Source organism: Micromonospora sp. NPDC048905, from assembly GCF_040649655.1.
Lineage (GTDB): Bacteria > Actinomycetota > Actinomycetes > Mycobacteriales > Micromonosporaceae > Micromonospora.
The window spans coordinates 94,582-107,862 of sequence record NZ_JBEZFV010000009.1; the positions used below are offsets into that span (position 1 = coordinate 94,582).

A 13,281-nucleotide genomic window follows, 5' to 3' on the forward strand; every position below is an offset into this window, starting at 1 on the left:
GGGTGGTGTGTTGTGTTTGGTTCCGTGGGGGCGGTGGGCGGCGGTGCGCATTCGCCCCCACACCCACCCCCCCACCCCCCCCCCCCGGGGGCCCCCCCCCCCCCGGCGCCCCCCCGCCCTCGGTGTGTTCGCCAATCCCCTGCCGCGTGGCGGACCCGTCAGCCCTTCTCCAGGTATTCGGCGCGTTCCTCGTCGACGAGCGCGGCGACCGAGGCGGCCAGCGCCGGGTTGCCGGTCAGGTCCGGGTCCTCCTCGATCAGGGTGATCGCCTCGGCGCGGGCGTCGCGGATCAGGTCCGCGTCGCGGCGCAGCGACAGCAGCCGCAGGTGGGAACGGTGCCCGGACTGGGTGGCCCCCAGTACGTCGCCCTCGCGGCGCTGCTCCAGATCCAGCTCGGCGAGCGTGAAACCGTCGCTGGTGGACGCCACCGCGTCCAGGCGTTCCCGTGCCGACGAACCCTCGGCCGCCTCGCTGACCAGCAGGCAGAGCCCGGCGGCGGCGCCTCGGCCGACCCGGCCCCGGAGCTGGTGCAGTTGGGAGACACCGAACCGGTCGGCGTCCAACACGATCATCACGGTCGCGTTCGGCACGTCCACGCCGACCTCGATCACGGTGGTCGCCACCAGCACGTCCAGGTCACCGGCGGCGAAGGAGCGCATCACCGCGTCCTTCTCGTCGGCCGGCAGGCGACCGTGCAGCACCCCGATCCGCAGCCCGTGCAGCGGCCCCTCGGCCAGCAGCGGGGCCACCTCGGTCACCGCCAGCGGCGGCCGGCGGCCGTTGTCGTCCTCGGGTGGCGGTTCCTCGTCGCTGGTCGGCCCGAGTTCGAAGTCCGGCGCCTTCGCGTTGGCCGCTCCGGCCCCGGACCTCGAATCCCCGATTCGCGGGCACACCACGTACGCCTGGTGGCCGGCGGCCACCTCCTCGCGCAGCCGACGCCAGGCCCGGTCCAGGTAGGCCGGCTTCTCGGCGGCCGGCACCACGTGCGAGGCGATCGGCGACCGGCCCCGGGGCAACTGGGAGAGGGTGGACACCTCCAGGTCGCCGTAGACGGTCATCGCCACCGTGCGCGGGATCGGGGTGGCCGTCATCACCAGCACGTGCGGCGGCTGGTCGGCCTTGGCTCGCAGCGCGTCGCGTTGCTCCACGCCGAAGCGGTGCTGCTCGTCGACGACGACCAGGCCGAGGTCGGCGAAGTCGACCCCCTCGTAGAGCAGTGCGTGGGTGCCGAGCACGATGCCGGCGGCGCCACTGGCCACCTCGCCGAGCGCCCGCCGCCGCGCCGCCGCCCCGAGCGAGCCGGTGACCAACTCGACCCGGGTGGCATGCTCAGCGGACCCGAGTTCTCCGGCCCGCCCCAACGGCCCGAGCAGGTCGAGCATGCCGCGGTGATGCTGGGCGGCCAGCACCTCGGTGGGCGCCAGCAGAGCCGCCTGCCCGCCCGCGTCGACCACCTGGAGCATCGCCCGCAACGCCACCACCGTCTTGCCCGAGCCCACCTCACCCTGCAACAACCGGTGCATCGGGTGCGGGTTGGCCAGATCCCCGGCGATCTCCACGCCGACGTCACGCTGACCGTCCGTCAGCTCGTACGGCAGTCGGGCGTCGAAGGCGTCCAGCAGCCCGCCCGGGCGGGCCGCGCGGGCCTTCGCCGGCCAGTCGGCCGCCCGGTGCTTGCGCTGCACAAGCGTCACCTGGACGGCGAACGCCTCGTCCCACTTGAGCCGCCGCCGCGCCCGGTGCAGAGCCTCCTTGCTGGACGGCCGGTGGATCTCCGTCAAGGCGGTGCCCAGCCCGACCAGCTTGCGGCTGGCCCGCACGCCGTCCGGCAGCGGATCGTCCGGCGGGGTGAACGTGTCCAGCACGACCCGCACACAACGCGCGATCACCCAGGTCGGCACGGCCGCGGCGGCCGGGTAGACGGGGATCAGCGCACCGGCGAACTCCTCGATCTCGTCGCTGGCCGCCACCTCGCCGTCTCCACCGTCACCGAGCAGGACGTACTCCGGGCCGTTGAGCTGCCGTTTGCCCCGGAACTCGGTGACCTTGCCGGCGAACAGCCCCCACCGGCCGGGGCGCAGCTCCCGCTCACGCCACGCCTGGTTGCCGAAGAAGGTCAACGTCAGCAGCCCACCGGAGCCGTCACCGACGGTCACCTCCAGTAGGTTGCCCCGTCGCTGCCGCATCGGGCGGACGGCGGTGCGCTGCACCTGGGCCAGCACGGTGACCTGCTCGCCGACGTCCAGCGAGCGGATGTCGGTGTGCTCGCCCCGCTCGTCGTAGCGACGCGGGAAGTGGTAGACGAGGTCACCCGCCGTGTGCAGATCGAGGTGCGCGGCCAGCGCCTTGGCTGTCTTGTCCCCGACCAGCTTCTTCAGCGGAGTGTCGACGGTGGCTGGTTCGGTCATTCGATCCCTACCAGGAGCGGATAGAACGGCTGGCCGCCCGGGTACGCGTGCACCTCGACGAACGGCCAACGTCGCGCGACGTGCGCGCGGACGGCATCGGTGAGCCCGGCCGGGGCGTCCACCCCGGACAGCAGGGTGACCATCTCGCCACCGCCGCCGAGCATCCGGTCGACCACGGCGGCGCAGGTGTCGGTGAGGTCGGTGCCGATCAGGTGCACCTCCCCCTCGACCAGCGCCAGCACATCGCCCGGACGGCACGGGCCGGCCACGGTCAGCGCCTCGCGCCCGGCGTGGCAGACCTCGGCGTAACGGCAGGCCCCGGCGGCCTCGGCCATCGCGATCACGTCGTCCTCGAAGCGGCGGTCTCCGTCCCGGACGGCGAGGGCGGCCAGCGCCTGCACCGGCGAGCGGGTCGGCACCACGCTCACCGTGATGCCGTGCCGACGGGCCTCGCGGGCTGCCGCGTTCGCCACCGCCTCCGTGTCGGGGTCGTTGGGCAGGACCACCACCCGGGCCGCGCCGGTGCCGCGGATCGCGTCGAGCAGCTCGCCCGTGGAGGGGTTGCCCGGCACCACGCTGGCGCCCTCCGCGGCGAACAGCTCGGCGATGCCGCCGCCGGTGGCCACCACCACCGCGGCCCGGCCGTCCGAGACCGGGCCGCGGGGCGGCTCCGGTTGGTCGGCGAACCGGGTCACCGAGATCCGGTACGGGCGGCCGGCCGCGACGCCCGCCTCGACCGCCGCGCCCACGTCGTTGACGTGCACATGCACGTTCCAGGTGCTCTCCGGCTCACGCCCGTCGCCGACGACGACAAGCGAATCCCCCAGTGCGTCGAGCGCTCGCCGCATCCCGGCCACCGCCTCGGACCGGGCATCGAGCAGGAACTGCACCTCGTAGGCGTACTCGTCGGAACCGGTCTCCCGGGCGACGGTGGCCGCCGGACGGGCGGTGCGCGGCGATGGTGCCGGCTGGCCGGCGCTCTCCCCGGTCAGCACCTCGACGAGGGCGTCGAGCAGCACGCACAGCCCGCGCCCACCCGCGTCGACCACACCGGCCTGGGCCAGCGCCGGCAGCTGCTCCGGGGTCCGGGCGAGGGCCTCGGCCGCCGCCCGCGCGGCGACCTGGGCCACCGCCACCAGGTCGTCGCTGTCCGCCCGGTCGGCCGCGGCGGCGGCCGCCGCGACCACGGTGAGCAGGGTGCCCTCGACCGGCCGGGCAACCGCGGTGTACGCGGCGGCGGCGCCGGACCGCAGCGCGGCGGCCAACTCCCGGCCGCGCACCGCGGGGGCCACGGCGACCTCGTCGGCGAAACCTCGCAGGATCTGCGACAGGATCACCCCGGAGTTGCCCCGTGCGCCGAGCAACGCGCCCTGGGCCATCAGCCGCAGCGCGTGCCCGTGCGCCGTCGGGCCGCTGTCGGGGAGGGTGTCCAGATCCATCGCGAGGGCCTGCTGGGCGGAGGTGAGGGTGAGCACCAGGTTGGTGCCGGTGTCGCCGTCGGGCACCGGATAGACGTTGAGCTGGTCGATCTCGCCCTGGTGACGCTTCAGCGCGGCCAACCCACCCGCGCACCAACGGCGCACCGCGGCGGCGTCGAGGGTGTCCAGCACGGCCAGAAGCCTACTGGCGCGCACCGACACGCGTCGGGCTCGTCCGGCGTGTCCGGTTGCCCCCGCGCACGGCAGGCCCACCCCCCGGCCCGGAGGGACGGGATCCGCCCTCCAGGTACAGTTGCCGCCGGAACCACCGCCGTCACCCGGCGGGCCGACCACCACCCACTCGCGGAGGAGCGGCCATTTCACCGGGCCAGGGCGGTTGGTCACCTCGGCGGGACATCGGGTAGGCTGACGCGGTTGCCCGTGCAGCACCTCTGCCGACAACCTCATGAACGTTTCAATCCCAGGAGTATCCCGTGGCTAGCGTGTGCGACGTCTGTGGCAAGGGGCCGGGCTTCGGCCACAACGTGCCCTGGTCCAAGAAGAAGACCAACCGCCGCTGGAACCCGAACATCCAGTCGGTGCGCACCCCGGCAGGTGGCGGCAACACCAAGAAGCTGCAGGTCTGCACCTCGTGCATCAAGGCCGGCAAGGTCACCCGCGCCTGACGCGGCGGCACCACACACTTCTCGTACGGCTCAGCCGGCGGACCCTGAGGTCCGCCGGCTCTGTCGTGTGCCCGCCACACGCCGCCGGTCAGAGTGTGCGGCCGAACGAGACGCAGCCCTCCGAGTCCTTGTAGAAGCCGAAGTTCGGGATCCGCTCGTAACCGGCGGAGCCGTACATGGCGATCGCCTCGGGCTGCTTGTCGCCGCACTCCAGGACCACCCGCTTGCGGCCCTGGTCGCGGGCCGATCGTTCGACGGCAGCCAGCACCGCCCGAGCCACGCCCCGCCCCCGCGCCGCCGGGGCCGTGTACATCCGCTTCAGCTCCGCGGTGTCCGCGCCGTGGCTGCGCCAGCCACCGCAGCCGACCGGCTCGCCGGCCAGGTAGGCGACGAGGAACGCGCCGTCGGGCGGCTCGAACTCGGTCGCGTCGACCGGGGTGTCGTCACCGGAGCCCCCGTAGCGGACCGCGAGGTCGCCCAGCGCGGCGTTGATCAACTGCTGCGCCACCGGTGCGTCGAACCGCACGGTCCGAATCTCAATCTCACTCACGGTACCCAGAATACGACCGGCGCCGGGCGTCACCGGAAGTGGTCCCAGCCGGCCGGGCCCTCGTGGGGCGCGCCGTCGACCGTCACACCAACACCGTCCGTGACCATCCCGATCGGCCGCCAGTCCGACGGCAGCACCACCGCCGGCGGGAAGGTCGCGGCCAGAGCGTGGTCGTCGCCACCAGCGAGGATCCAGGTGTACGGGTCGACGCCGAGCGCCCGCGCCGCGTCGGCCATCTGCCGGGGCACCTCGAACGCGTCGCGGCGCACGTCGATCGCGACGCCACTGGCCGCCGCCACGTGCCCGAGGTCGGCGAGCAGCCCGTCCGACACGTCGATCATCGCGGTGGCGCCGAGCCGGGCGGCCTGCGGGCCGGCCGGGTAGGGCACCTGCGGCCGCCGGTACGCCTCGACCAGCAGCCGGGGAGTGCGGAAGCCCCGGGTGAGCACGGTCAGCCCGGCTGCCGCGTACCCGGTGCGCCCGGCCAGGGCGAGCACGTCCCCGGGTCGGGCACCGGAGCGCAGCACGGGCGGGCGGCCCGCGAGGTCGCCCAGCGCCGTGACCGCGACGGTCAGGGTGGGGCTGGCCGACATGTCGCCGCCGACGACGCTCGCGCCGACCGTGGCCGCCTCGGCGGAGAGGCCGTCGGCCAACTCCTCCGCCCAGCCGGTGTCCAGGTCCGCAGGCATGCAGAGGGCGACCAGCAGGGCGGTCGGGGTGGCACCCATCGCCGCGATGTCGGCCAGGTTGGCCGCCGCCGCCCGGTGTCCGACGTCACGGGCGGAGGACCAGTCCCGCCGGAAGTGCCGTCCGTCGACCAGAACGTCGGTGGAGGCCGCCACCCGCCCGTCCGGCGCGGCCACCACCGCCGCGTCGTCGCCCGGGCCGAGCAGCGTCGTCGGTCCGTACGCCAGTCGGGCGGTGATCTTGCTAATCAGCCCGAACTCCCCGATCCCGGACACGCTGGCGCCGCCGCCGGCGTTCCGCCCGTTCCGCCCGGCCCCGCCGTGCTCGCTCACCGCTGCTCCTTGACGACCGATAGGGATCAGACCTGGTCCGTAAGGTAGTTTCACCCTTCGGGCCGCTCCCGGGCGGCGACGGACGGAGGTCTAGTCGTGGTACAGGCGTACATCCTCATCCAGACCGAGGTGGGCCGCGCACGTGACGTGGCGGGTCTCATCGCGGACCTCGCCGGCGTGGTGCGCGTCGACGCCGTCACCGGTCCGTACGACGTGGTCGTCCTCACCGAGGCGAACACCGTCGACGAACTCGGCAAACTCATTGTCAGCAAGGTGCAGATGGTGCCTGGCATCACCCGCACCCTCACGTGTTCGGTGGTGCGGCTGTAGGTGGACGAGATGACGAACTCCTCCGCTGCTCTGGACGACGACGGCGCGCGCGACGAGTCCGACGGGACACCCGAGCCGGCTGACGGTACCGGTGCGTCGGCCGACCCGGCCGCCGCCGCGCCGGCCGGGCGGGACCGGACCATCCGGGGCGCCGCTCTGCTGGCCACGTTGATCGCGCTGCCGATCACGCTGCTGGTGGCCGTGTTGGCCTTCACCAAGCTCACCCCGGACGCACCGGCCGCCACGCCGTCGCCGTCCGCGACCACCGCCCAAGTGCAGTCCACCGCACCGGTGGAGATGGCCGCCCCGGCGCTGGCCGCCCGCCCGGCGACGGTCTGCCGGGCTCTGCTCTCCCAGTTGCCGACGAGCATCCGCGACCTGGCCCAGCGGCCGGTCACCGCCGGCCCGGAGCAGAACGCGGCGTACGGCGACCCCGCGCTCACCGTGGCCTGCGGGGGCACCGAGCCGACCTTCCCCGCCACCGACGAGGTCTGGACGGTCAACCGGGTCTGCTGGCACCTGACCGAGCAGGGCGAGCAGACGGTGCTCACCACCGTCGACCGCGAGACGTCGATCGAGGTACGGGTCCCGCGGGCGTACGCGCAGCCGTTGCAGTGGGTGCCGTCGATCTCCAGCACGATCGTGGCGAGCGTGCCCTCCGGCGGCGCCATCCCGTCCGGCTGCCAACGCTGAGCTGGCCCCCCACGCCGACCGAGCCGCGCGGGGGGACCGGGTGACTCAGTGCAGGCCGACGCCGCGCCGCTGGGCGGTACGGATCAGCCGGTTGACCAGCTTCGGGTACTCCAGGCCGGAAGCCGCCCACATCCGCGGGAACATCGACGTCGGGGTGAACCCGGGCATCGTGTTGATCTCGTTGAGATAGACGTCCAGCTCGGGGGTGACGAAGAAGTCGGCCCGGGCCAGGCCGGCGCAGTCCAGCGCGGTGAATGCGCGGACCGCGTACTCCTGCACCTGGCGGGTCACCCGCTCCGGCAGTTCGGCCGGGATGTCGTACTCGCAGGAGTCGTCGAGGTACTTCGCCTCGAAGTCGTAGAAGTCGTGGTCCGCGACGACCCGCACCTCGGCCAGCACGGACGCCTCGGGCGTGCCACCGGCCTCGCCCTCCAGCACGCCGCACTCGATCTCACGGCCGACGATCGCGGACTCGATGATGACCTTCGGGTCGAACTGCCGGGCGGCGGCGACCGCGGTGTCCAGATCCGCCCAGTCGGTGACCTTGCTGACTCCGAAGGACGATCCGGCCCGGGACGGCTTGACGAAGACCGGCAGGCCGAGCCGCTCCTTGTCCTGCTCGCTGAGTGTCATCCCGCTGCGCAGCACGGCGTACGTGCCGACCGGGATGCCCTCGACGGCGCAGAGCTTCTTGGTGAACTCCTTGTCCATGGCGGCGGCGGAGGCGAAGACGTTCGCCCCGACGTAGGGGATGCCGGCCATCTCCAGCATTCCCTGGATGGTGCCGTCCTCGCCGTACGCGCCGTGCAGCACCGGGAAGACCACGTCGACGTCGGCCAGCACCCGGGGGCCCTCGGTCGGGTCGAGCACCATCAGTCCGTTGCCGGTCGGGTCGGCACGCAACACGATGTCGTCCCCGGAGTCGGCGGTGATCTCCGGCAGCCGACGGGCGTCGATCGCGAGCTGGGCTGGGTCTCCGCTGGTCAGCACCCACTGGCCGGCTCGGGTGATGCCGACCGGCACCACCTCGAACTCGTCCGGGTCGAGCGCGCCGAACACGCTGCCGGCGCTGACGCAGGAGATGCCGTGCTCCGGGCTGCGGCCGCCGAAGACGATCGCCACGCGGGTTTTGCCTGGGGTGGTCACTCCGGTCACCTCTTCGTACGCGACTGGGGCTGGTCGTGCTCGCCGATGGCGCTCACCCGGTTGACCTTACTGTGCGTGGCGATGGGACGAGGCGATACCCGGCGAGCCACAGCGCGACACGGCGATCGGTCAGCAGAGCATATACGGTGCGTGATCGGACTATTGCCCTGCGCTGGACGGGTGGCCGGTACGTGGTCAGTCGCGGGAGTGCCGGCGGCCGACCGCGATCACCTTCACCCGCTGCCGACCGGCGCGCACCATCCCCAGCGCCATGAACGCTCCGGCGATCCGGTCGGCGGCCTCTCGGCTGCTGGCGCCGACCACCTGCCGCCGCCGCTCGGGCACGGTCCGCTCGTCGCGGTCGACACCCTCGACCGGACGTACGTCGGTGAGCACCACCAGGAAGCGGGTCATCGGCGGCCGACCGGGTGAACGGCACAGGACTCCGGAACGGTACGCACGTCGTCGTCTCCTTCCGGTGGGCCGGGATGGCGCGGCACGCGACGATCGGGCACGGGGGAGAAACCCGATCGCCGCGCGCCCCATCCCTCCGGTCGCTCACCACCACCGTCGCCACGACAACCGGCGGTGAGGACGCGCTAACAGATTGACACGTTCACGGCCATGAATGCAACTCTCGTCGAGGTTCCTCCCATGCAGACGTTCCCATCGATGTGTGCGACCATCGATGCATGGCCCCGAAGACAGCCCGCGCCCGCCGGCTCGGCATCGCCCTGCGCCACCACCGGGAAGCCGCCGGCCTGACGCTGGAAACCGCCGCAGATGAGATCAACAGCACCCGCAGCACGCTCTCCCGCTACGAGAACGCCCAGACCCTGATCACCCCGGCGACCGTGCGCGCGCTGCTCACGTCGTACGGGGTGGGTGCCGAGGAGGTGTCCGCGGCGGTGCAGCTCGCCAAGGACGCCCGCAAACCGGGCTGGTGGGTGTCGTACTCCTACCTGCTGGATCCCCGCACCATCGACTTCATCGCGCTGGAGGCCGAGGCGACCGCCATCGCCAACTTCGAGCCCTCCGTGGTGCCCGGTCTGCTCCAGACCGCGGACTACATCCGTGGCGTGATGCGCGGCGGGCCGCACACCCTCGGCGACGACCTGGTGGAGCAGCGGGTCAAGGTCCGGCTCGACCGGCAACAGCGGCTCACCGGCGACCAACCACCCATCCTCGACGCGATCATCGACGAGGGCGCGCTGCTACGCCCGGTCGGCGACCAGTCGGTGATGGACGGGCAACTCCGGCACCTGGTCAAGATGGCCGAGCTGCCGAACATCAGCGTCCAGGTGATCCCGCTCTCCGCCGGTTACCACCGGGGCACCCGGGGTTCCCTGCACATCCTCGAGTTCGCCGACCCGGAGGACCCGATCATCGCGTCGGTGGAGACCGTGGCGGGTCAGATGATCCTCGACCGCGCCGGCGAGACACGTACCTGCACCAAGATCATGGAGCATCTCCGCAGCGTGGCGCTCAGCCCGGCGGACAGCCGCGGAATGCTCCTGACAACCCTGAAGGGACGGTAAGGACCGATGACACCGACGATCACAGCGGCCATCGCCGCGGCGGCGTGGCGCAAGAGCAGCCGCAGCGGCGACCAGGGCGCCTGCGTGGAGGTGGCCGCCATCCCTCGGCTGGTGGCCGTCCGCGACTCCAAGGACCCGTCCGGGCCGGCGTTGCTGTTCCCGCCGGCCGCCTGGGCCGCCTTCGCCCAGGCGCCGCCCCTGGGCTGACCGGGAGGCCGAGCCGCCGATCCGACCGGCTGCGCCAGCACCCGCCGCCCCGGCCCCCGCGCCGCCGACCACTCGGCGCGGCGGCCGGGGCGGGGCCGGTCTCAGGCGACCAGTGGCCGGGGCTCCGGGACGGCACGCAGCGCCTCCAACGCGGCGATCGCCACGCCCCGGGCACCTGCCATGTCCCGCTCCGGCACCAGCGCGAAGGTCGCGACCGCCGCCTGCTCCTCGCGGAGCACGGTGTGCTCGCGGACGGTCGCCAGGAACCAGTCCCGGAACTCCACTGCCGCCTCCACCACCCCACCACCGACGAAGTACGCGTGCGGATCGGTGAAGTTCGCCGCGACGGTGAACAGCCGGCCCAACGCCATCGCCTGCTGGGTGAAGAGGTCCCGCGCGAGGGCGTCCCCCCGTTCGCCGTACCCCCGGACCAACTTCGCCGCCCGCGCCACCGGCTCGGCGGCGAGCGGGTGGTCGGGATAGCGGGTCAGCCAGTACGGCAGCAGGTTGCGTTCGATGCCGGTCAGCGAGGCGATGCTCTCCACGTCCCCGGTGAAGCCGCAGGCGCAGGTGGGCTCCGACTGCTCCGGGCCGAGCAGCCCGCCCAGGGGGATGTGCACGTGACCAAGCTCCCCGGCCATCCCGGCGGCGCCGGCGATCACCCGACCACTCTCGACCACACCGCCGCCGAGGCCGGTGCCGACGATCGCGGAGACCGACGAGCGGCTCATCGCGTCGTCGCCGAAGTGCACGTGGTGGGCGTAGAGCGCGGCCGCGTTGCCGTCGTTGTGGTAGACCACCGGCAGGCCGAGCCGTCGCTCCAACGCGCCCCGCACGTCGAAGCCCCGCCACGCCGGCTGGGAGAAGTTCGTGGAACCCCGCGACGAGATGACGCCGTCGGCGCTGGCCGGGCCGGGAGTGTCCAACCCGACCGCCCGGACCAACTCGCGCGGCACGCCGGTCTGCGCCAGTGCGCCGTCCAGCGCTCGGGCCAGCGCCTCGATCGCCGCCTCCGGCCCGGACCGCACCTCGCTGGGGATCTCCAACAGCCCGTCCACCAGGAAGCGGCCGTCCACCGTCAGCACGGTGGCGTTGTTGCTGGTGCCGCCGTTGTCCAGCCCGACGACCACCGGCACCCCTGCGCTGCCCACCGAAAACCGCCTCCCGCCCGTCATGAGTGTGAGCCGAGGCTAGTGCCAACCCCTCTTCCCCGCCACGCCCGGCCACCCGCTTGCGGGTGGAGGCACCGACAGGCGTCACCGCACGTCCCGTTTGACCACAAAGTCAGGTTCCACGCGGGACGCGGTCAGTTCGACAACGCCGTGGCCTCCGCCGAGCGGCGGCCCAACGCGGTGCCACCCGCAACGCGGACTCAGTCGGGACGTCGGGCGGTCACCGCGGTGCCGTCCAGGTCCTCGTCGTGCCGCACGTCCGGCACCAGGCCGGCTGCCTCGAACGCCGCGCAGAGCGCGTCCACCTGCGTGACGCCCGCCTCGACCACCAGGTGCCCACCGGGGGCCAGCCAGTCGGCCGCCCCGACACCCACCCGGCGCAGCACGGTCAGCCCGTCCGGGCCGCCGTCGAGCGCCACCGGGGCCTCGTGCAGCCGCGCCTCCGGCGGCATCAGCGCCACCGCGTCGGTCGGCACGTACGGGGCGTTGGCGACCACCAGGTCCAGCCGACCCCGCCATTCCGATGGCAGGGGCGCGAACAGGTCACCCTCGTACACCTCGGCGGGCAGGCCGGTGAGGTTGCGGCGCGCACACGCCACGGCCGCCGGGTCGATGTCGGCGGCGGCCAGCCAGCGCGGCGCGAGCCGATGCGCCAACGCGACGGTGGTGGCCCCGGAGCCGCAGCACAGGTCGACCACCGCCGGCGCCGGCCCGGTCAATCCGGCCGCCACCTCGACCAGCAGGGCCGTCCGACCGCGGGGCACGAAGACGCCCGCGTCGACGGCGATCCGCAGACCGCAGAACTCCGCCCAGCCGAGCAGGTACTCCAACGGCTCGCCGGCCACCCGACGGTCGGTCAGGTCGACCAACGTCGCCGGGGAGTCGGCGGCGGCCAGCAGCAGATCGGCCTCGTCCTCGGCGTAGACGCAGCCGGCGGCACGCAGCCGGCGTACCAGCGCAGGCCGATCGGTGACTGTCACACGCCCCCTCGGAGCGGTCCGGCCGCGTCCAGGGCGGCGGCGATGTCGGCCACCAGGTCGGGCGTGTCCTCGACACCGCAGGACAACCGGACGAAGCCGGGCGCGGTGTCGTCACCCCACTGCGCCCGCCGGTCGGCGGTGGTGTGCAGGCCACCGAAGGAGGTCGCCGCCGCCACCAGCCGGGCGGCCTCGACGAAGCGGCCCACCCGGTCGGCGGTACCCAGGTCGAAGGAGAGCACCCCGGGCATCCGGCGCATCTGCGCCGAGGCCACCGGGTACGCCGGGTCGTCCGGCCGCCCCGGCCAGCGCAGCCCGGTCACGTCCGACCGGCCGGCGAGCAGATCGGTGACGGCGGCGGCGTTCGCGCTCTGCCGGGCCAGGCGCAGGTCGAGGGTGGCCAGCGACCGGTGTGCCAACCAGGCGTCGAACGCGCCCGGTACCGCCCCGGTGCCGGTACGCCAGAGCGTCACCGCGTCGATCACCTCGGCGGACCGGCTGGCCAGGTAGCCCAGCAGCAGGTCGGAGTGACCGGTGAGCGCCTTGGTGCCGGACGCCACCACCAGGTCGGCGCCGAGGTCGAGCGGGCGCTGACCGAGCGGGGTGGCCGTGGTGTTGTCCACGGCCAGCAGGGCGCCGGCGGCGTGGGTCCGCTCGGCCAGGGCGGCCACGTCGACCACGTCCAGGCCAGGGTTCGCCGGGGTCTCCACCAGCACCAGCCGGACCCCCTCGAAGGACGGGTACGGCCCGACGGTCGGCACGAAGAGCACCCGCACGCCGATCGTCTCCAGCACGGAGGTGGCGAACGCCCGGACCGGGAAGTAACCGTCGGCGGGCAGCACCACGGTGTCCCCCGGGCGCAGCAGGGTGAGCAGCGCCCCGGTGATGGCGGCCTGGCCGCTGGCGAAGACCCGGCAGTCCCCGCCCTCCAACTCGCCCACGGCCGCCTCCAGCAGCCGCCGGGTCGGGTTGTCCGGGCGGCCGTAGCCGTTCGGCGACTCGCCCTGGCCCTGCCACGGGTCGAGGTGGTACGGCGCGGCGAAGACCGGGCCGGGCAGGAACGGGTCCCCCGGCGCCGGCTCGGGCAGGCCGGCGCGTACGCAGCGGGTGCCGTCACCCAGTTCGCTCATCGGTTCC

The 13,281-nt window shown here is 73.5% G+C and carries 14 protein-coding genes; 5 read left to right on the forward strand and 9 right to left on the reverse strand.

Features of this window, described 5'->3' with window-relative positions:
- Window positions 1-158: 158 nt before the first annotated feature.
- A complete protein-coding gene (gene recG / locus AB0C01_RS23700) occupies window positions 159-2,408 on the reverse strand; it encodes an ATP-dependent DNA helicase RecG (protein ID WP_357572138.1) in 2,250 nt (749 codons plus the stop codon).
- Complete coding sequence (locus AB0C01_RS23705; protein ID WP_357250499.1) at window positions 2,405-4,018, reverse strand: DAK2 domain-containing protein; 1,614 nt, start codon at window positions 4,016-4,018, stop codon at window positions 2,405-2,407. The genes recG and AB0C01_RS23705 overlap by 4 nt, the downstream gene beginning before the upstream one ends.
- 302 nt (window positions 4,019-4,320) lie before the next feature.
- Here AB0C01_RS23705 and rpmB point away from each other — a divergent pair, with 302 nt between their 5' ends.
- Window positions 4,321-4,512 carry a 50S ribosomal protein L28 gene (gene rpmB, locus AB0C01_RS23710; protein WP_091671657.1) on the forward strand — a complete coding sequence of 64 codons (192 nt, stop codon included), beginning with the start codon at window positions 4,321-4,323 and terminating at the stop codon, window positions 4,510-4,512.
- 88 nt (window positions 4,513-4,600) lie between these two features.
- Here the strand turns inward: rpmB and AB0C01_RS23715 are convergent, their stop codons facing one another.
- Window positions 4,601-5,062, reverse strand: coding sequence for a GNAT family N-acetyltransferase (locus AB0C01_RS23715; protein WP_357250502.1), 462 nt, complete (start codon window positions 5,060-5,062; stop codon window positions 4,601-4,603).
- 29 nt (window positions 5,063-5,091) lie between these two features.
- On the reverse strand, window positions 5,092-6,081 hold the full coding sequence (locus tag AB0C01_RS23720) for a thiamine-phosphate kinase (RefSeq protein WP_357572139.1): 990 nt from the start codon (window positions 6,079-6,081) through the stop codon (window positions 5,092-5,094).
- 96 nt (window positions 6,082-6,177) lie between these two features.
- On the opposite strand from AB0C01_RS23720, the gene AB0C01_RS23725 reads away from it, so the two are divergent.
- Both AB0C01_RS23725 and AB0C01_RS23730 read left to right on the forward strand, forming a co-directional pair.
- The gene (locus AB0C01_RS23725) at window positions 6,178-6,411 is read left to right on the forward strand and encodes an Lrp/AsnC ligand binding domain-containing protein (protein WP_013284547.1); all 234 of its coding nucleotides are present in this window, start codon (window positions 6,178-6,180) and stop codon (window positions 6,409-6,411) included.
- A gap of 9 nt (window positions 6,412-6,420) precedes the next feature.
- On the forward strand, window positions 6,421-7,104 hold the full coding sequence (locus AB0C01_RS23730; protein WP_357572140.1) for a DUF3515 family protein: 684 nt from the start codon (window positions 6,421-6,423) through the stop codon (window positions 7,102-7,104).
- A gap of 45 nt (window positions 7,105-7,149) precedes the next feature.
- Here AB0C01_RS23730 and AB0C01_RS23735 read toward each other — a convergent pair whose 3' ends face one another.
- Entirely contained in the window at window positions 7,150-8,250 is a 1,101-nt protein-coding gene (locus tag AB0C01_RS23735) for a D-alanine--D-alanine ligase family protein (protein WP_357250510.1), read from the reverse strand.
- A 195-nt stretch (window positions 8,251-8,445) separates the two neighbouring features.
- Window positions 8,446-8,664, reverse strand: a complete 219-nt coding sequence (locus AB0C01_RS23740) for a hypothetical protein (protein ID WP_357250513.1) — start codon at window positions 8,662-8,664, stop codon at window positions 8,446-8,448.
- 278 nt (window positions 8,665-8,942) lie between these two features.
- On the opposite strand from AB0C01_RS23740, the gene AB0C01_RS23745 reads away from it, so the two are divergent.
- Window positions 8,943-9,788, forward strand: coding sequence for a helix-turn-helix transcriptional regulator (locus AB0C01_RS23745; protein WP_357250516.1), 846 nt, complete (start codon window positions 8,943-8,945; stop codon window positions 9,786-9,788).
- A gap of 6 nt (window positions 9,789-9,794) precedes the next feature.
- Window positions 9,795-9,995 (forward strand): DUF397 domain-containing protein, encoded by a 201-nt coding sequence (locus AB0C01_RS23750; RefSeq protein ID WP_357250519.1) that lies wholly within the window; start codon window positions 9,795-9,797, stop codon window positions 9,993-9,995.
- 101 nt (window positions 9,996-10,096) lie between these two features.
- Here the strand turns inward: AB0C01_RS23750 and AB0C01_RS23755 are convergent, their stop codons facing one another.
- From AB0C01_RS23755 to AB0C01_RS23765, 3 genes are all read right to left on the reverse strand, one after another.
- Window positions 10,097-11,146: an ROK family protein gene (locus AB0C01_RS23755; RefSeq protein WP_357250521.1), complete on the reverse strand. Its 1,050-nt coding sequence runs from the start codon at window positions 11,144-11,146 to the stop codon at window positions 10,097-10,099.
- 221 nt (window positions 11,147-11,367) lie between these two features.
- On the reverse strand, window positions 11,368-12,147 hold the full coding sequence (locus tag AB0C01_RS23760) for a putative protein N(5)-glutamine methyltransferase (protein WP_357572141.1): 780 nt from the start codon (window positions 12,145-12,147) through the stop codon (window positions 11,368-11,370).
- Entirely contained in the window at window positions 12,144-13,274 is a 1,131-nt protein-coding gene (locus AB0C01_RS23765; RefSeq protein WP_357572142.1) for a cystathionine gamma-lyase, read from the reverse strand. Before AB0C01_RS23765 ends, AB0C01_RS23760 begins: the two co-directional genes overlap by 4 nt.
- Window positions 13,275-13,281: the final 7 nt, after the last annotated feature.

Bases quoted from the DNA above. Each gene is read 5' to 3' on its own strand.
- recG (WP_357572138.1), bottom strand. From the start codon at position 2,408: ATGACCGAACCAGCCACCGTCGACACTCCGCTGAAGAAGCTGGTCGGG.
- AB0C01_RS23730 (WP_357572140.1), top strand. From the start codon at position 6,421: ATGACGAACTCCTCCGCTGCTCTGGACGACGACGGCGCGCGCGACGAG.
- AB0C01_RS23740 (WP_357250513.1), bottom strand. From the start codon at position 8,664: ATGACCCGCTTCCTGGTGGTGCTCACCGACGTACGTCCGGTCGAGGGT.
- AB0C01_RS23745 (WP_357250516.1), top strand. From the start codon at position 8,943: ATGGCCCCGAAGACAGCCCGCGCCCGCCGGCTCGGCATCGCCCTGCGC.
- AB0C01_RS23750 (WP_357250519.1), top strand. From the start codon at position 9,795: ATGACACCGACGATCACAGCGGCCATCGCCGCGGCGGCGTGGCGCAAG.
- AB0C01_RS23765 (WP_357572142.1), bottom strand. From the start codon at position 13,274: ATGAGCGAACTGGGTGACGGCACCCGCTGCGTACGCGCCGGCCTGCCC.